This is a genomic window from Microbulbifer maximicatervae (SeqCode) (assembly GCF_052467385.1).
In genome coordinates this window covers 393,358-411,626 of record NZ_CP174311.1, presented here as the reverse complement: position 1 = coordinate 411,626, position 18,269 = coordinate 393,358, and the positions used below count along the sequence as shown (strand labels likewise).

Here is an 18,269-nt window from a genome sequence, read left to right as displayed (position 1 = left end):
AACTACGTTTTAGGTACCCAGTACGGCTACCTTAATGGTCAGGAACTGGATTTGTGTCAGTTCAATCAGTAGCTAAAAATATATAACAAACGACGGTACAAATACATGTTTTGCGTTTTGATCTCTCTACCAGTCGCTAGCAAGAGGGACGGGCGTTAAACATAGAACCTTTCTAAAAACACTTCAATTTGTCACTTAAACACCCAAATCACTTAGTTTATCTACCTACCTCCTACAGCAGATGTGGCAATCTGCCATACAAAACCTGCTATGCATCTAAGCTATTGCGGTAGACAATTTTGATTAGTTCCTCAGACTGCAGGCTCAAGTTTTGGCATAGTGTATCTGAAGGAAATTGCCTTACAACTTGGCACCATAGCTTCATTCAAGTGTGATCTCACCTTATCAGTAGAGAAAGTAATGTATTTTCCTTGTAAACTTACCGGGCAGTGAACATGTAGTTCATTCCATCTGCACTAACTATAAAACCGCTCAGCCGGTAACTGAAATAGACAGCTAGGGCTCGATCCCTACTATGAAGCTTCAGCTTTTATATTCAAATTAAGGGGAAAAGGATGAAATTTTTCAAAGGGATAAAGGTGTTTTGCCTTGCAGTGACACTTTCAGCTTTATACGGATGTGGTGTCGCACACGTAAAAACAGACGTTCAAGCGCAAAGTTTTGAAGACTATAAAAATATATTAATACAAGATGTAAGGGTGTACTCAAATGAAAGTGCAGCCAAAAACAATAGTGCCCTACAGGAAAAAATGAAAAGTTGGGAGCTCCATACCCGCAGTGAACTCGAGGAATTTGCCAGAGAGAGCGATTATCAACTCGTCAATTCCTTAGATGAAGCTGAAGGCAAGACTTTGCTCGTTAATCTTGATGTGAAGGTTCAATACGGAAATCGCGCATTGCGCTGGGCTGTTGGCTTTGGCGCAGGAAAGGGAGGCGTTGACTCTGTCCTGACTGTTAAGGACTCCGAAACCGGTGATGTTAAATACAAGGCTCACGCCGATAGTGATCTGTCCGTGGGCGGTGCAGGTGGAGATATTGGCGCTGTACTTAAGAAAAATATCAAAGCGCTCATTGACCAGTATCGGGAAGTCTAAACCTTACGAATTGAGCACTAGGGACGCGCGTATAGTGCGCGCTCCCTCTTCACCGAGTAAGTTTCTTTGGGAAAGACTAAAAGAACCGATCACGGCTTAACTCAAAGAGCCTGTAGCCGATAGTTACTTATGGTGTTGTAGTTAGCCCCCCACTCTCTAGGTAATTCCAATCCCAACATACTCCAACCAGCTCTCAATAACGCTACCAGGCAAGAATACATTTCGAATTCTGGTCACCCGCATTTTGGTTGTAGTAGGGCTTGCACGCGCTACCTATAAACTTGATCTACCTCAATACCCCCACCCCCAACTTCGCCATTATGCGCAACAAAATTATTCGATGAGATAGGCGCCAAATTCGACAAATGGGACAGTCAGGTACTCGGGCTGACCACCCCATCATGATAGATTAGACCTCTTGGTCAACTGCAGGTCGCACTGGCCAGTAACACGCTTAGTTGAGGAGAAAAAATGGAGCAGCAAAGCACCGTATTCGTTGTAGTGGACCCTAACGATGAGAAGCATGTAGCTCTGGAGCGAGCCCTGATCACTTCACGTGGACGCAATCCTCAGCCGCGACTGGCTGTATTCGTCGCAGTTGATGGTGAAGCAGTGGATACCCGTGCAGTTAACGACCACCTATTTCGCGATGAGTCGTGGTTCCGTGAACAAATTCGTGAACCCATCTCAGAAGCTGGTCTTTCCTGTGAGATCACTGTTTGCTGGTCCAGTGATTGGCAGGCGGCCATCGTGCAGGAATCAAAGCGTTGCAACGCAGAAATGATCTACCTACCAGTACACGCGAAGAGCAGCCGTCGCTTTACCTTCGCCGAATCCAAATGGCGAGTCCTGAAAACAGCGCGCTGCCCAGTAGTATTGATTCGCCCCGGCGCCAAGGACGAGCGCAAAGTTGTATTGGCTACCGTTAACTACCAGGCAAAAACCCTCGAGCAGCGCGAGCTCAATCGCCAGATCAGCGAACGCGCGACCTATATCGCAGGTCATTACGGAGCAGAGCTACACCTCGTAAACGCCTTCCTGGATTCCATGCTCTACCCAGATCGCGGTGCTTTGGCCAAGCTTGCCGATAAAACTGGTGTCCCCACCCATCGCATTCACGTAAAGCGCGGCTATACCAGCGATGTTGTTGAGGAAGTGGCTCGTGAGATCGATGCAGACCTGGTCGTGATGGGAACCATGAATCAGTACGGCGAGACCGGTTCATTCCTGCGTGGCAATACTGCCGAGCGTGTAATTGGCCAGTTAGACGTTGATGTGATGGTATGTAACCAGTTCACTACAACAACGATGGATAACGATTAAGTCATCCCATTTTCAAGGATGCTGAAAGCCCCAGCAGTGCTATCTGCAGGGGCTTTCTTTTTTGGATTTACTGCGATTTAGCCGATAGCAGTAGCAGAGTTCCCTCTGTATCGAAATTCACCCTGCCATCCTCAACTTTGGCTCGCTTGCCCGAATAGTAATCGGTCAGTTCGATACCATCGGCAAACACACCTTTAACTGATACGCTCTTCTCACCCGCGGACAGTTCCATCGCCACAACTACCGGCTGCTCACCAGATAAGGTGCGGGAGAATGTATAAGGCTTATCCTCCAGCTTCTGGTGTACACCAGCGCCAACTGCCGGGTGCGATCGACGAAACTGCCCAAGCTTCTGCCAATGAGCCAGCAATGCACGGGTTTCCGGCTTTTCCAAGTCATCCCAGTTCATATTGGTGCGCATAGAGGCGTCGCCAAATGCACGATCATCAATCATGGGGCGCGCCAGTTCATCACCGTAATATATCTGCACTGCACCGGGCGCCAACATCAGTTTACTTGCGGCACTCAGTGTGTGCTGACGCTCGCGGTCAAATGAGTGATGGTCATCGTGGGAGCCTAGATAATTTAGGACACCGAGCCCTTTTAGTTCACCACTGTTCAAGGAGGAGGAATAGCTGGAGAAAATATCCTCCGCTGGCTTGCCCGCAACCTGAGCAAAATCGAAGTTAATCAGACTGTCAAAACCGTACTGATAAAAGTCCACTTTCCGGTCGCTATAATCGTAAGAGCGACCAACACTGGGACCAAAGTTGTTAACGCCGAAATGGTAAACCTCACCCACCATAAAGAAATTGCGATCGTCCAATTTCTTCTTCGGGTTCTCAGCCTTCCACTCCGCCAGGGCTATATCCGCTTCGTTTTTCAGTATTGCCCAGGCTTGTGGCTCTACGTGTTTGACGGTGTCCACACGAAAACCATCGACACCGTATTCACGCACCCAGTCGGTTAACCACTTGATCAGGTAATATTTGGGGGCGCGGGGATAGCCAGTGCGCTCGAAAAAGGCATCCAGTTCACGCTGCTCTTGCTGCAGGCGGCCTTCTTTTTTCCACTTTGCCACCAGTTGCGGCGGCAACTCGACATCTTTCTCGCTCTCCGTGAGGATATCCGTCAGGTTCGTGTGAATTGCACACTCAATATTGCCGGCATAGTCGGACCAATCGCATTGCTGGCTATTGCGCAGCCAACTCGAGGGCCATCTGGAATCCTGTTCAGTGACTGGCCCGGTGTGATTGAGAATTACATCCAGCAATACGCGAATCCCCTGGCTGTGAGCTACCTCAATCAATTCCGCCAGTTCTGCTTCAGTGCCAAAGTTGGCATCTACGGCAGTCCAGTCCTTAGGCCAGTAGCCATGGAAAGCGTAGGTGCGTTTATCGGACTCATTGTAGCCATGGATGTTCTCAATCACCGGGGCCATCCAGATAGCATCGACTCCGAGATCATTAAAATACCCCGCTTCAATTTTCTCGATAACGCCGCGCAGATCCCCTCCCTCAAAGCCACGCAGGTATGCCGCATCGTCTTTGCGGCCGTAGGGGAAGTCATTGCTGCTATCGCCGTTATTAAAACGGTCCGGCAACATAAAATAGACTGTCGCATTGCGCCAAAAAGGATCTACCGGCTCTGCAGCCACGGCAGCTTGTACACCACCCAGCATCAGGCCAATCAATAAGCTGGTGAATTTTCCCATTGTTCTCTCTTTTATTCGCCGCTCAGAATTATTCAGAAGCTCCCCAGGTCACTCTAATAGGCCCAGTAAATCAAACATCCTCCCGCGCGGGGGCGTAGGTGCTGCGCAGGGTATAAGACCGGCAATAAGGTTGTGCAATTACCCCATAGTAAAACTATTTTGCGAGCGGCGCTTTTGCAGAGTAATGTAAAACCAGCAGATCGCGAGAAACCGCAGCGCTTTGTCGTGGTCCAAGCGTCACATTCTGTTAGCAGTCAAAGGAGGCAGGGAATGTCGGAACAACAATCTAGGCAAGGGTGGATCATCGGCATTATTGTGGTGGTCGTTGTCGCTGCAGCAGCCTATTGGCTCTGGACCGGCGAGGAAAAGAAAAAAGATATTCCCACCATTGGTGTTGTCGAAGAACCCCAAACTGCTCCCGAGCCAGAAGCCCTGGCACAACCTGAGAGCCAGGAACCAGCCCAACCGCCCGAGGAGCCGGTCATTGAAGAGGAGCCCGGCAGAGAGCCGCCTCCCCCCCTGAACGAGAGCGATAAGGCCGCATATGACGAATTAATGTCCTTGGCACCCGACGGCGCCCTGTCCCGCTGGCTGGTACCCGACGAAGTAATACGTAAATGGGTGGCCGCTGCCAACGCAGCATCCCGTGGTGAGCTGATTCACAAGCATCGCCCGCTGAAAACCATTCGCGGCCCCATCACCGTTACCGGGTCATCCGCTGAAGGCTACCAGCTGTCCCCGGAGAACTATCGCCGTTACGACCAACCAGTACGATTGTTCGCACTGGCTAACACTGATGCAATCATCACCTTGTATCAGTACTGGTACCCCCGTTTAGCCCAGGCCTACGGCGAGCTGGGGATTCGCAACAAGTCATTCCACCAGGTGGTGATTGGAGCAATCGACAATGTACTGGCAGCGCCAGATGTTGAAGGCCCAATTCAATTGATACGCCCGTCGGTGTATTACAAATTTGCCGACCCAAAACTGGAAAAACTCCCTGGAATACAAAAGCTGATGATCCGCATGGGCCCCGACAATGCAGCCCGGATTAAGGAAAAGCTGAAAGAGATAAAGGCTAAGCTCGAAGAAATGCCCGTTCAGGAGCAAACCCAATAAGCAGATCTCAGGTCACTCAGCTTACAAGCTGGGTGGCCTCCCACCTTCAAGATTCGGTTGTTTTTCAACCATTTTGTCGCCTGGACACAACAAACCCTGCCTTCATCAATTTGAACCGCCGAAAAACTTATTCAAAACGCCAGCGGTCATACCCATCCGATACTCAGCCCATAGCCATTGGGGTATATTACCGGCTGTTCACTAAACGATCCCAACACCAAGCGGTAACGGAGCGCCGCGGCCAAACGGCAACAGGCACTGCCCTATAGGGAAGATCCAGGGTTCAACAGGAGCGAATCAATCGTAGGGTGCCCTGCGTGCCCCTCCTGCTTACTCCCCACCCAAGATCTATTCTGTCTCCGCCGGTATAGGCTGTAGATAACAATCGAGGCTCATTTTGAAATATCGTTCCTTCGGCCAAATTCTGGCTGTGACTCTCTTATTTGCTGTGTCGCTGGCCCAGGCTACCCCTGAAATTAACATAGCCCCAACACCCACTTGGGTGGATGCCGTCGACCTCTCGAGTAGTGTCACTGCACCCGAAGGCAGTGTTAGGTATCACCTGAGCAACTCCCAGATATCCCATACGAACGAACAACACCAATACTATTTTCAGTTGGTGATGGAGCCCCTCAATCAGCAGGGGGTTAAACAGGTATCGGAACTGAACATTAGTTTTTACCCCGCATTCCAGCAGCTGGTCGTTCACGAAATTACCGTCACCCGCAATGATCAAGTGATTGATCGCCTGGAAAAACAGGACTTCAAGTTATTCCAGTCTGAGCAGGAGCTGTCCAGCAAACTCTACTCTGAAATGTGGAATGCGCTTTACATTCTTAAGGATATCCGACCCGGTGACAAAATCTCCTACGCTTATACACTCGAGGGAAGCAATCCTATTTTTGAACGCGGGGATTTTGGTACTTTCTACTTGTCATGGCCGGATGCCATCGACAGGCGCTATGTAAAAATTACCAGTGACAACAAGCTCAATTACCGTTTTAACAATGAAAAAGTACCGGTGAACGTTACCCGCAATAACGACACTTACCAGTACACACTGGACCTGAAGCAGGTGTCTCCGATACTTCAGGAAGGGGAATACCCTCACTGGCATGACCCATTCAACTACATCCAATATTCAGGCTATAACAGTTGGGCTGAAGTAAACGACTGGGCAATGACACTCTACGATATTGACCTCTCCCTGCCACAGGAACTCACCCGGCAATTGGATCAATGGCGTGCAGAGGAAGGCCTTGAGGGAGCTGTCAGCAAGGCTATTGCCTACGTTCAGGAGGATATTCGCTACTTTGGGATCGAGTTTGGAATCAACTCACACCAACCGCGAACGCCGAGAGAGACTTTGGATAAGCGCTATGGCGACTGTAAAGACAAGGCCATATTAATAACCGCCATGTTGTCTCACCTGGGGGTTAACTCTTACCCCGCTTTAGTGTCTTCAGGACGCGGTCGTGACCTTGCCAATGATATCCCCTCTCCCAGTTCATTTGATCATGTAATCAGCGTCATTGAGCTCAATGGACAAGATTATTGGGTTGACGGCACCGCTTCCGGACAGGGCTCCAATATCAAGAGCAAAGGCTTCTTTGATTATGAATTGGCACTCCCCATTCGAAAGGGAACCCGAGCATTAAAACAAGTAACCACGATTTATCCCGCCAACGGCACTCTGCAACTGGATGTCACCGAAAATTTTGAAATCAATGCCGGTGCCAATACCGCAGGGCTAACTGTTGAGTCCACCTACAGCGCTCTCAAAGCGGAGCAGATGCGTCAATTTTTCCAGTCAGCAGACTCTGAATACATAAAGAGTAATTACGCAAACTTTATGGCAACTTACTACCCCGGTATTGAAATCACATCCAATATCAAGCACCAGGACAATCGGGGTGAAAATGTACTTCAGGTATCGGAGCTATATGAGATCAGTGATTTTGCCGAGTTGAACTCTGCTCGGAAGATTTTCTCACTGTATGGCTCCAGTATCGCCTCTTATATTACCAGCCCCCAGAAGCGTATTCGCCAGAGCCCATTAGCGCTGGCACATCCTGTGGATATCAACCACAAAGCAGTAGCCAAAATTACTGGAGAGGTTTTATGGAGAGAGGAATCCCAGGATCTACAGATAGACAATCCCTGGTTCACCTTCTCCAGAACCTCCGATCATATTGGCAATAACATCTCGGTGAACTACGCCTTTAAATCCAAAGCGGACCATGTCCGCAATACGGATATTGCCGAGTATATGGAGCAACTCGATAAACTGGATGAAGCACTTCAATATCAGTTCTGGGCCAAGGGCGATAATTCGAATACTCAGGAAACCAGCAAGGCAATGAAAAACCTGGTTAAGTCACTGATCAGGAAGTAAATAATGAAAAAATTCCTTTTTGCCCCCGTTATTTACTTACTGGCCTCTTGTGCGGCCCACACTTCCATCGAACCCGGCGATAGTGAAATAAGGCGGCTAACCGAACAAGTTGCTAGCGCTCCAGATACAGTTGCTTATGAGGATTTCTGGGTTGCCTATCTTGAGTCTCAGCAACCCCTGAATAATATCGCGGCCAGAGAGCGCTACCAGGCGGAGCTATCCGCGATTGAATCTGGGGATAAGTCTTGTGAAGCCGTGGACTGGAAGGCCGTAACAAACAACAACATCCTGTCACTAACGCCCCATCTCAGCGCTGCAGAATGCTATGAGTCTGTGGGACAGTTAGAAGCAGCCAACTACCATAAAAACCTGTTTGAATTTATTGCTACTGGTATCCTCTCCGGACGCAGTGGTGAGTATAGCTACAGTGCCTTTGAGGTCGGGAGCTGGGCAGATGCAGAAGACCTGCTCACCATATCCGGCTATGAAATTATTGATAGCTATTTTGAATTTGCAAATAGTCGCAATGCTATATACCGCGTTTATAACGTAAAGGAAGTAGGCGGCTATCAGGTATCGAAAATCTACTTCGATAATGCCCGCTTTCTACATCGACTGCTCGCGATCCGGTATCCATTTGCCGGCACATCAGATCAGCTCTATACAGATGTGATCCAGGTACTAGCCTCTACAGATTATGCCGCTCGACATGCCGAAGGCATTGTGTTTCATGCGGAGGGGCAGTATCCACAGGCTGAACAAGCTTATCTGGACGCTATTGTTATGGGGTCCATTTCCGCCAATATCAGTTTAGGGCGGCTGTGTCTCAGTGGCAAAACTGAAAAATTCGCAGTTAACGAGTGCGCACAATTATTTGTTGCTGCTGCGGACTTGGGGCTCGAAGAGGCGAAGGTTTACCTAGCCTATATAGCCTTTATGGGCCTGGGAATTGATCCGGACAAAGAATTAGCAACTTCACTACTCTCCAGTGCCGAACAACACTTGAAGAAAGGCCAGGTGGAGTATGAACTCTACTCCCTTTTTGCGTCAGAGGAATTTAACTCAGCTAATGAATCCGGTGCTGTACAATTCTTGCAAGCCAGCGCTAATAAAGGTTACCCCGTAGCCCACTTTACCCAGGCTATTGGTTACCTTGAGCAGAATAATTACTATCAATTTGAACAGCTTATTCAAAAAGCTTCCGGTAATGGCTTTTCACCAGCCCAGTTTTTTTATGCCAGCTACCTGCTGGAGGAGAAAAAAGAAGCCAGTGAGGGCATGGCACTTCTCAATGAGGCCGCAATTGCAGGCAATCCCGCCGCACTCTTTGAGAGAGGGCGTATCACACAACTAGGCGCCCATGGCCAGCCGGCTAATATCAATCAATCTATCAGGGACTATCAAGCTGCGGCATATCGTAATCATCTTCCCGCACAATTAAAAATGGGGATACTGCACTCCAAGAATATTATTGCAGACGCCAACGCCGAGATTGCCTATGCCTGGTATTTATTGTGTGGACGGGCCGGCCACCTGGAGTGTATTACCAATATGGGTTACTCCGCCGAAAATGGTTATGGAGTGGAACAAAATCCGACCCATGCAGCACAACTTTATAGGCTCGCAGCTGCAGAAGGCTCAGCCAACTCCAGTGCCAGGTTGGCCGGACTCTACGAGGCAGGTAACGGAGTAGAAAGGGACCTGGAACAGGCAATCTATTATTACACTCAAGCAGCAGAGAGGGGATTAGCAAGCGCTATGAATAAGCTGGGGCTCATATATTTGGACTCCGGTAGTGATTCTTTCAATAACTATCCCGAGGCTCTTCATTGGTTCGAGCAGGCAGCGAATCAAAATTCAAAGTATGGATACTTTAACCAAGCCCGTATGTATGAACAGGGGCTTGGTGTAGAAGTTAATCTAGATCGAGCAATGTCACTCTACGAGGAAGCCTCAAAGAGAGGGCATGGCATAGCTTCACTGAAAATTGCTGAGGCCTATAGTCAAGACGAAAATCCAGGCAAAAACCTTGATCAGGTACGTTACTATTTGAATTTGGCTACCGAACAAAGTGACGACCAACAGTTGAAACAATTCCTGAAAAACTGCACTGACACAGAAGAGTGCAATGTCTCACACTTAAAACAGTTTCTGAGTGGACTCCCTGCAGAATAAGATTATTTTTGCGGTCGACTATTCACAGCGAATAGTTGACCGCGTTCAACTTTATTTTGCCAACAGCCTCCCAAACCACTCTTTTTCCTACCTTAAAATCCCCAACTATTTTCCGACCTATTTTCTTTATTTTTATTGACAAAAATTTCTAGGTGCGACCGATAGCACCATTTTTTGCTCAAGCAAAAGATCAGCCTCAAAAGCAAGCCAGCCATCACAGAATATGACTGACAGCTCTTTATACTCCGCGCCAATTACATTTGGTTTAACGGATCTATCGAGGCGATATGACCTATTCACTGAAGTTACTCACGGCTATCAGTTTATCTGTATTTCTTGCTGCTTGCAGTGGGGGCGGAAGCTCCAATGACAACGAACCTGACGGCACTCCTGTAAGCAGCGATAGCGATTCAGGAGCAAACTCCAAGGGCGATGGCTCCCCTAGCATAAGCGGTGGCAACGTCAATGAAGATGACAAGATCACAATCTCATGGCAGCTGGATTTACACTCTGAACAGTGAGCTATCCGACCTCATTGCAGACGCAGAAATAGCTATCGACAAATTCAGTATTGGCATTGGCTCCAGTGACTCAGAAGCGACCATATCCATTTCCATCATTGAATACTATGATACCTATACTTTTAACCCCGCTGGCCACTCTAATTGTTGAAGGGAAGGAAATTGCTTCAAGTACATTCCATTGAGAGGGTTTCGATGGGAACACACCGGAGTTCATTGAGAAAACTATTCACAGCTCATACGGTGATTTAGAATTATCTCGCAGTGAGGACTGGGAATACAGCCTGAATGACTCCGTAGATAATTTTAATAATGGTGAGACCACAGAAGATACTATTTCATTTCAACTTAGCGATGGCACTACTCAATCTAATATCTTCTATGTTGTCACTTTAGAGCCAGATGAAAGCAGTATCGTATTCATTTTCATAAACTTCTCTGATGCTGCACCTACGTATACTATTGACATCTCTGATATTGCAGATATGACCCTCGATGAGGGTTCTCTCGATAATTCCTATCTATAGAATTCATTGGGACATCTAAAATTCCTGGGTCATTTCATCAGTGACAGCTCCCTGGAACATTACTGCTATGGAGAAGGTAGCAATGAAGATAGCTCCATTGACTGTATCAGTTACAACATTCCGGATAGCCTGGACGGTGGCACTTTAAGTGCTGACCAGCCCGCTCCATTGGACTCAGCCATGCCGGCAATGATGACAACAATGATAGCGATACCTTCGATAGTGGCGAAAGCGAGTATGGAACAGATGGGAGCTTTATGGGGAATGCCTGGACTTCGCGCTTATTTGGCAGTGGTCACCGAGAGTACATGGGCTGGTATGATTTATTCCCCGAATATACCCAAACGGTAACCCAGACCGCCGGCAGCACAGAAGAGGTGGAGATTGAGGCTATTGAGCTGACTGCGGGAGAGCTCTCAGGAAATCTGCCCCAGCAGCTGAAAGTTGAGAGTGCGGGTAGTCGGAATGGAGAAGACTACTACTACGTGAACTACCATGTTAGCCATGACATACTGAACCCATCGTCTCATATGGAAAATTCAGTATCCGTTCATTATCTCGATAATAGACTCTTTAACCATGTAGCAGAACTCAAGGAGCCAGGAGATAGCTTTACCGACTCAAATATTGGCTTAACCATTGAGTTTCAATCTGTGGCCTCAGACAAACAGTCGGCCACTATCTTAGTCAGTTACAGTGATTAGACTGTAAATCCGTTACCGTAGGATAAATACTATGAAAAAGTTCATTCTAATAGCGTTTGCATTGAGCTTCTCCCTGTTTGTACAAGCAGAGGAGATTGTAACTGGCACCTTGGAAGAAATTATCTCTGAAGATTTTGAAACGGGAAAATCCGAGCGTAAGTTTTCCCTGAAAGATGAGCAGACTGGCCGCTACTTTTTCCTGGATGCCGATGAGGCCAAGCTCAAAGGTATGAAATCTGGAGATCGGGTTAAAATTCGTGGTGAGCGTGGAGAAAAGCACATACTACGTATAAAAGAATCAGAGAAAATAGAAGTAAAGGATAGCGAATAGTCATTTATTAATTAAAAACGATTCACCTCCCTATCTGATTGAAGTGGAATAGTGCTCAGAGATAACCCGAGCACTATTCCAGATTTTCTTCTACCTCACCCTTAATTGATTTAACTGATCCATGTGCGGCATAAAGTTCAGAGCACAGCGGCGGTTAAAATCCTTGATTTCTTCCAGTTTATATTTGTGTGCAAACTCATTACCTGGACGTAACTGTTCCTGTCCCGGGTAAATACCCTTGCCAGTCAACAGGCAATTCCAGGATACATTCGGGAAATAGACATCCAGTTTTTGATCCAGTAGTTCATCAGTAATATTCTTGCCTGCCATCCAGGACATCAAGATTGAACGCAGGGAGGGAGATATCTTTTCATTAGTGCCATTGGCAATCCAATAATCCGTATCTGTTCTCGAACTAATACGGTAGTGACAGACGATATAGTCCCGCACCGCATCAAAACGAGCGCTGATACGATTATTAAAGTCATCCCTATATGTATCAGTATGATCACCATTGTTATAGGCTTCTATAAAGCGCACAACAGTCTCCTGAACCATATCAAGCGCCGTTGCCTCCAAAGGCTCAATAAAGCCTTGGGAGAGCCCCACCGCAAGGCAGTTCTTGGCCCAATGTTGGGCAACCCGTCCCACCTTGAACTTTAATCTACGCGCCTCGACATCACTGTCCAGCAAACCCAAGTGAGCGCGAAATTCCGTTTCTGCCTTGTCATCGTCGACAAAACGAGAGCTGTAAACATAGCCGTTGCCATTGCGATTAGTCAGGGGGATTTTCCAGGCCCAGCCATATTTCATCGCAGTAGAAATAGTGTGCGGTGCATACTCCCTTTCCTGGTCCGTAGCAAATACAACCGCAGAATCGTTAAACAGACTCTCAGCGCTACTAATAAAAGGAACCTTCAGGGATTGTTGTATAAGACTTCCACGAAAGCCGGAACTATCCACATACAGGTCCGCTTTGAGAACCTCACCATCAGTAGTTTTCAGGTAATCAATATTCCCTTGTGCATCGAGCATGGCGCCAGCCACTGTCGCCACCTTATAGCGAACGCCTTTCTGTTCTGCAACACGACGCAGGAACTGGCCCAATAAACCAGAATCAAAATGGTAGCCATAGGCAATTTCAAAAGGGAAATTTTCCGGCGCGACTGGAGATAATTTTTGCCGGATCATCTCTGTGGCCAGAAAGAAGTGATCCGGATGTCCCTCCAAATCAACGCCTTTCCTGCGCAGATAACTATTATGAAAAAATGCCGGGATAGTAAATTGATCAGGCTGGCCGACAAAGGGATGAACATACTCGGTAAAGCCCGGTTTAACCGACCAACCCCTAAAGGTAATTCCCACTTTGTAAGTAGCGTTACAAGCTGGCATCCACTCAGATTCGCTAACTCCTATAGTTTCCATAAAACCTTTTAGCGGCGGAGTTGATCCCTCCCCCACACCGATAATTCCAATATCCGGTGATTCCACCAGGGTGATTTCAAACCCTTTATTCTGCCAATGGGTCGCCATCAGATTAGCGGTTATCCAGCCAGCGGTGCCCCCGCCAAGAATAATTATTTTTTTGCGTTGATTGCTCATGGCGACTCTCAAAAACTCGGTACCGCACTTATTGTCGGGCCCTTTAATATTAAAAAAAAAACCGCCCGGCAAGCGTAGCTCAGCGGGCGGTTTCTTATCACACCTTCAGTTTTACACCGAAAGAATCAGCGATACTTAGTAGCTATAATTCAAGCCGAGGTAGAACTGACGCCCAAACTCAGTGTATTCACCGAGGACGCCATCTACTCCATATGATTTCACATCAGCCTCATCAGTAAGATTGTTCGCTGAGAAAACCACATCGATACCATTATCGAATGCATAGGATATCTGAGCATCAACAGTAGTGTACGCCTCAGCTAAGGCCGGAGTAGAGCCTCCCGGTATCGGCATAATCAGGATAAATTCATCCCGATAGCGAACATTGACGTGGGAGCTGAAATTACCGATGTCCCAAAATACTGTAGTACTCCAGACATTTTCAGAGAGGCCCGGCAACGGCAGGTTTTCACCATAGAGGTTACCGCCACTCACTTCGGTTTCACTCTCAGTATATGAATAGCTGGCGGTCATACCCAAGCCAGCCCAAATACCCGGCAGCTGATCAAAGGTTTTGGTACCCGCAAGCTCAATGCCTCGAATATAACCACCCTTGTCGTTGTTCACGTAAGTTTCGAAAGCGCCGGCTTCCAGACCAACGGGAATTTCAATGCCCAGGGAATCAAACAGCGCCGTTCGATCTGCCTGGCTATCCAGGTAGATATACTGCTTTTCTACCAGGCTTTCGATATCTTTCCAGAAAATGGCTGCAGTTACCGCACCGCCATCTTCAAAATAGTGCTCATAAGCCAGGTCAAACTGGTTTGCACGGAAAGGATCGAGGTAGGGAGAACCTTTGGTCCATACATTGTATTCAGTATCGTTCGTTTCGTTATTAACGCTGTTCCAGGAACCAGCGCCGCCTTTCAGCTGCCCAACCGGTGGACGACCCATCACTTTAGCTGCAGCAAAGCGAATGTAGTCCTGCTCGGTCAGCTCAAAGTTCAAGTTAAGGGAAGGCAGGGTGTCTGTGTATTCGGGGCCGTACTCAACATAGTCGAAGCTATCTGAAGTTACACCCACGTCATCAGTAATTTCGATACCATTGCCAGCACCCACATTTTGGATACCACTGGACTTCACATCGGTTTCAACAACCCGTACACCGAAATTACCAGTTACTGGAATGCTCCCCAGCTGAGTATCGATATTGGCCATCAAGTAGTAGGCAAAAACTTCCTCTTTCATCGTCCCGGACTCAACGAAAGTCCAGTCCTGGCTAAATACCTTTTTACCTTCGTAGTTACCGGCTCCAAAAATACTGGAAGCCAGGGCATCCATATCGTTGACTACGAACTGTGGTATCCCGCTGGTGGATTCAACACTGACATAGCCGTCCAGTAGTTGCGGCTCACAATCGATGTCGGACAGGTTATCCGCACAGTAGCCATTGAATTGGCCATCGCGGCTACCGTAAAGGAAGGCTCCACGCTCAGAGTCAAAAGTGCGCTCAGAGACACGGAATCCTGCCTCAATAGAGGCAATGGCTCGCCACTCCAAATCGAACTTGTAATCGAACTTGAAGGCTTCAACCTTATCAGTGTACTCGTGGGGGTATTCTTCGTAGCGCGACAAACGCATGGTATCCAGATCGGTGAAATCTACACCGGAGAAAACGCCTGAGGGAATACCGTCGCCATTAAGGGAATAGGCAAAGCTCTGCCCAGCAGCTTCCTCCCACGTATCTAAGTTACCATCGTCATCGTAGGTCAGGTCGTAAGCGTGCATGGACACAATCTGGTCCTTGCGCGTCTTGGTGCCCTTACTGTAGGAGTAGTCAACGGCCAGGGTGTGGCGATCACCTAAATTCCACTCCAGGTTCAGACCAATACTATCGCTGTCAGCCTGGGTGGATTGATCCTCAGAGCGGGATTCAAACCAGGGGCTGGAATCATCAGTTGTCTTAGGGTCGGTAATAATTACCGTACCATCGGTAACCACACCGCCATTCACTTCGGTATCGGAAAGGGTGTAAAAGTTTGTATTGGCCAGGCCACCAACCGTAATACCGTGGCGAGTATCAACACGCTCAAAGTCAGACTTAAAATAATCTAACTGGGCCTTGAAGCTATCGGTAGGCTCGAAAACGACGCTGGCCAGGTAACCATTACGAGTATCGGTACCATCACCGGATTGCCACTGGAACGCTCGCGGTAAAGCATCTTCACTGCCATCACCATCGAAATCGTTCCCCGGCTCATAACCGATTTGGCCGTCTGCACCCGTGCGGGACTTTACAAAGCTGTTCGGCTGCTCAAGGTGAGAATAACCCAGGGCTACGCCCACCTTGTCATCCATAAATTTACCCATGTACGACAGCGTGACGCGCTCACCGAATTCGTCGGCACCGACGTCGTCTGCTGCGTCGTTATACGACATACGCACATTGGCATTAAAGTTGTGTTCTTTGTCGGCGTCGAGAGGATTGGCTGTTTTCAGCTCTACAGAGCCCGCTACACCACCTTCAATATGAGAGGCTTTCGGAGTCTTGTAAACCGCCGCCTGATTAATCAGCTCAGCAGGGTACTGGTCAAAAGACATCCAGCGAGTACTTTCGGTATAACCACTGGTAGAGGCCTGCTCACGACCATTCAGGGTGGTCTGCAGGAAGTCGCCGTTCATACCGCGGATATTTAGCTGTGAGGACTGACCGTTGGATCGCACGGTGGTTACGCCGGGCAGACGACCCAGGGCATCGGCGATTGATTGGTCGGGAAGAGATGACAGAGCGCCCGCATCTACCACATCGGCCACAACATCGGCGGCGCGCTTGGCTTCAACGGAGTCCAAAACGCTGGTGCGAATACCGGTAACTGTTACTTCTTCCAGTGTTTCCTGCTCCTGCGCATAGGCCCCAACCGAGGTGGACACGGAGGCCGCGATGGCAGCAGATAGCAAAGTGGGTCTGAGCGCCCCTTTACCTTTATTGGATAGACTCATCATCTTCTCCCTGGACTTATCGTTATGTTGAGACCCTGCATCCTAGGGCGGCCCCTAATCCATAACATCCTCCCCCGAGGGGGGAGGAGACGGGAAAAAGTGTGAGATCAATCACAGGTGTATTTAATACACGTTTGTCAGGCCATAACCCAACAAAAGTACCGGGCAATTACCCCTCAAGCTGTACTGCAGCGCCAATCAAGGCCTGATAACCCGCATTCAACGCGTATACCGGAACGGCCTCCATCCATTGAGCGACACGCCCTTTCGTCAGGAAACGCTGCTCAAACTCGCTCTCAGGTAGCAATTCAGCGATCCTGGGCAGTATACCACCACCCAAAAATACCCCGCCACGCGCGCCCATATACAAAGCCGCATCCCCGGCCGCACTGCCGAGGAAATTGAGGAAATCTATCAGAGCTTCACGGCACAGCGGATCTGAACCTTCAAGGCCACGGGCGCTGATATCGGGGGGCGTCAGGTCCTCAGCAATCTCTCCGTTCAGCTCGCAAACTGCGCGATAGAGATTAACCAGCCCATTGCCCGATAAAACCCATTCATTGAAAACGGGTAACTGGGTTTTCATCAGGATTTGCAGCAACTGCAATTCACGCTCAGTGGAGACTGTCAGGTTGGCATGCCCACCCTCTCCCGCCAGCACATGGTATCGGCCATCGGCTTCAGCCAGTCCGGCAACACCGAGGCCGGTTCCGGGACCGAGCACCGCCATAGGGGCACCTGCCTGCCGGGGAGTATCGCGCAGTACCTGGTAATCTGATTCGGCCAGACGGGGCAGAGACTGAGCCAAGGCGGCAAAATCATTAATCAGCTCTAGGTGGGGAAAGCTAAACTCTTGCGCCAGCTCCCCGGCGTCAATAGTCCAGCCCAGATTGGTCATATAAACCTTTCCACCTGTTGGAGTCATCTCCAGCGGACCGGCTGCTGCAATACACGCCTTTTCCGGGCACGGCTGGTTTAACCCATCGAGCCAGTGCTGTAGTGCTGCATCAAATCCCTCGAAGCGTTGGCAATCAACGACTTTGAGTTCTTCCAGCTGGTAACCCTCTGCTACAGGCTTGGCGATGGCAAATCGGGCGTTGGTCCCACCGATATCCGCTACGATACTCGTCATAGTTATCCTTCTAACTTCCCCCTAAAAAAGGCGATATAACTTAAGGCGTCAGACAAAATATTGCCAGCCCCAAAGCTTACTACAGAGGACAACTCACCCTATAAAGAAACCGCATGACCCCAGCTTGATACAGATAGACCTGCCGAAATGCATTGCTCGAAACTACCTAAATGCTTTCAGTCACCTTTTTACCTGTCCGCTGGCGGGATACCTTTTACTTGCTGAACGAATACTTGGATCTCTTCCTGGCTGTAAGGCGTATTCACCCGCTTTTTTGAAGCAGGCTGATATTCGATGCCCACCCCACTGCGCCGTGCACTTTGCGGGCGAATCGGTCGTGAACAAAAGTTACCCCCGCAGTTTGGGCACACATTTTTTAGCAGCACCTCAACACAGGAGCGGCAGAAGGTACACTCGTAAGTACAAATCATCGCCTCTTCTGAACTCGGTGGTAGGTCTCTATCACAGCTCTCGCAATTTGGCCTTAATTCCAACATGAATTACCTATCCTAACTTAAAACCTTTATCCAAACCGATAATTTCCATCAGTCCCTGAGCTTTATACCGTAGAATTTAATTACAACACTTCGGGCAGTTTACTGAATTCGCTA

At 48.6% G+C, this 18,269-nt stretch carries 15 protein-coding genes; 10 read left to right on the top strand and 5 right to left on the bottom strand.

The annotated features are described in order from the left end of the window. The first annotated feature begins 575 nt into the window (after window positions 1-575). Entirely contained in the window at window positions 576-1,115 is a 540-nt protein-coding gene (locus ACJJIR_RS01875; RefSeq protein ID WP_444907128.1) for a hypothetical protein, read from the top strand. Between the two features lie 471 nt (window positions 1,116-1,586). After that, the gene (locus ACJJIR_RS01870; RefSeq protein WP_444907127.1) at window positions 1,587-2,438 is read left to right on the top strand and encodes a universal stress protein; all 852 of its coding nucleotides are present in this window, start codon (window positions 1,587-1,589) and stop codon (window positions 2,436-2,438) included. A 67-nt stretch (window positions 2,439-2,505) separates the two neighbouring features. On the opposite strand, the gene ACJJIR_RS01865 is transcribed toward ACJJIR_RS01870, so the two are convergent. Then, complete coding sequence (locus ACJJIR_RS01865; protein ID WP_444907126.1) at window positions 2,506-4,152, bottom strand: alpha-amylase family glycosyl hydrolase; 1,647 nt, start codon at window positions 4,150-4,152, stop codon at window positions 2,506-2,508. Between the two features lie 270 nt (window positions 4,153-4,422). Between ACJJIR_RS01865 and ACJJIR_RS01860 the strand changes: the two genes are divergently transcribed. From ACJJIR_RS01860 to ACJJIR_RS01825, 8 genes are all read left to right on the top strand, one after another. After that, window positions 4,423-5,271 (top strand): DUF3014 domain-containing protein, encoded by an 849-nt coding sequence (locus ACJJIR_RS01860; protein ID WP_444907125.1) that lies wholly within the window; start codon window positions 4,423-4,425, stop codon window positions 5,269-5,271. A 397-nt stretch (window positions 5,272-5,668) separates the two neighbouring features. Next, window positions 5,669-7,666 (top strand): DUF3857 domain-containing transglutaminase family protein, encoded by a 1,998-nt coding sequence (locus tag ACJJIR_RS01855; protein WP_444907124.1) that lies wholly within the window; start codon window positions 5,669-5,671, stop codon window positions 7,664-7,666. A gap of 3 nt (window positions 7,667-7,669) precedes the next feature. Further along, on the top strand, window positions 7,670-9,841 hold the full coding sequence (locus ACJJIR_RS01850) for a tetratricopeptide repeat protein (protein WP_444907123.1): 2,172 nt from the start codon (window positions 7,670-7,672) through the stop codon (window positions 9,839-9,841). A gap of 287 nt (window positions 9,842-10,128) precedes the next feature. Then, window positions 10,129-10,362 carry a hypothetical protein gene (locus tag ACJJIR_RS01845; protein WP_444907122.1) on the top strand — a complete coding sequence of 78 codons (234 nt, stop codon included), beginning with the start codon at window positions 10,129-10,131 and terminating at the stop codon, window positions 10,360-10,362. Window positions 10,363-10,577: 215 nt separating this feature from the next. Next, window positions 10,578-10,889: a VCBS domain-containing protein gene (locus ACJJIR_RS01840; RefSeq protein ID WP_444908397.1), complete on the top strand. Its 312-nt coding sequence runs from the start codon at window positions 10,578-10,580 to the stop codon at window positions 10,887-10,889. 6 nt (window positions 10,890-10,895) lie between these two features. Next, window positions 10,896-11,240 (top strand): hypothetical protein, encoded by a 345-nt coding sequence (locus ACJJIR_RS01835; RefSeq protein WP_444907121.1) that lies wholly within the window; start codon window positions 10,896-10,898, stop codon window positions 11,238-11,240. Continuing rightward, window positions 11,198-11,593, top strand: a complete 396-nt coding sequence (locus ACJJIR_RS01830; RefSeq protein ID WP_444907120.1) for a hypothetical protein — start codon at window positions 11,198-11,200, stop codon at window positions 11,591-11,593. The genes ACJJIR_RS01835 and ACJJIR_RS01830 overlap by 43 nt, the downstream gene beginning before the upstream one ends. 31 nt (window positions 11,594-11,624) lie before the next feature. Then, a complete protein-coding gene (locus tag ACJJIR_RS01825) occupies window positions 11,625-11,924 on the top strand; it encodes a hypothetical protein (RefSeq protein ID WP_444895935.1) in 300 nt (99 codons plus the stop codon). A gap of 90 nt (window positions 11,925-12,014) precedes the next feature. Here the strand turns inward: ACJJIR_RS01825 and ACJJIR_RS01820 are convergent, their stop codons facing one another. The 4 genes from ACJJIR_RS01820 to ACJJIR_RS01805 form a co-directional block, all read right to left on the bottom strand. Next, window positions 12,015-13,526 carry a tryptophan halogenase family protein gene (locus ACJJIR_RS01820; protein WP_444907119.1) on the bottom strand — a complete coding sequence of 504 codons (1,512 nt, stop codon included), beginning with the start codon at window positions 13,524-13,526 and terminating at the stop codon, window positions 12,015-12,017. Between the two features lie 135 nt (window positions 13,527-13,661). Continuing rightward, window positions 13,662-16,526 (bottom strand): TonB-dependent receptor, encoded by a 2,865-nt coding sequence (locus ACJJIR_RS01815; RefSeq protein ID WP_444907118.1) that lies wholly within the window; start codon window positions 16,524-16,526, stop codon window positions 13,662-13,664. A gap of 169 nt (window positions 16,527-16,695) precedes the next feature. Then, a complete protein-coding gene (gene glk, locus ACJJIR_RS01810) occupies window positions 16,696-17,658 on the bottom strand; it encodes a glucokinase (protein WP_444907117.1) in 963 nt (320 codons plus the stop codon). Between the two features lie 188 nt (window positions 17,659-17,846). Next, a complete protein-coding gene (locus tag ACJJIR_RS01805; RefSeq protein ID WP_444907116.1) occupies window positions 17,847-18,155 on the bottom strand; it encodes a DUF1272 domain-containing protein in 309 nt (102 codons plus the stop codon). Window positions 18,156-18,269 lie beyond the last annotated feature (114 nt).

Coding starts and splice junctions, on each gene's coding strand:
- ACJJIR_RS01875 (WP_444907128.1), top strand. CDS start 576: ATGAAATTTTTCAAAGGGATAAAGGTGTTTTGCCTTGCAGTGACACTT.
- ACJJIR_RS01870 (WP_444907127.1), top strand. CDS start 1,587: ATGGAGCAGCAAAGCACCGTATTCGTTGTAGTGGACCCTAACGATGAG.
- ACJJIR_RS01865 (WP_444907126.1), bottom strand. CDS start 4,152: ATGGGAAAATTCACCAGCTTATTGATTGGCCTGATGCTGGGTGGTGTA.
- ACJJIR_RS01860 (WP_444907125.1), top strand. CDS start 4,423: ATGTCGGAACAACAATCTAGGCAAGGGTGGATCATCGGCATTATTGTG.
- ACJJIR_RS01850 (WP_444907123.1), top strand. CDS start 7,670: ATGAAAAAATTCCTTTTTGCCCCCGTTATTTACTTACTGGCCTCTTGT.
- ACJJIR_RS01845 (WP_444907122.1), top strand. CDS start 10,129: ATGACCTATTCACTGAAGTTACTCACGGCTATCAGTTTATCTGTATTT.
- ACJJIR_RS01830 (WP_444907120.1), top strand. CDS start 11,198: ATGGGCTGGTATGATTTATTCCCCGAATATACCCAAACGGTAACCCAG.
- ACJJIR_RS01825 (WP_444895935.1), top strand. CDS start 11,625: ATGAAAAAGTTCATTCTAATAGCGTTTGCATTGAGCTTCTCCCTGTTT.
- ACJJIR_RS01820 (WP_444907119.1), bottom strand. CDS start 13,526: ATGAGCAATCAACGCAAAAAAATAATTATTCTTGGCGGGGGCACCGCT.
- ACJJIR_RS01815 (WP_444907118.1), bottom strand. CDS start 16,526: ATGAGTCTATCCAATAAAGGTAAAGGGGCGCTCAGACCCACTTTGCTA.
- glk (WP_444907117.1), bottom strand. CDS start 17,658: ATGACGAGTATCGTAGCGGATATCGGTGGGACCAACGCCCGATTTGCC.
- ACJJIR_RS01805 (WP_444907116.1), bottom strand. CDS start 18,155: ATGTTGGAATTAAGGCCAAATTGCGAGAGCTGTGATAGAGACCTACCA.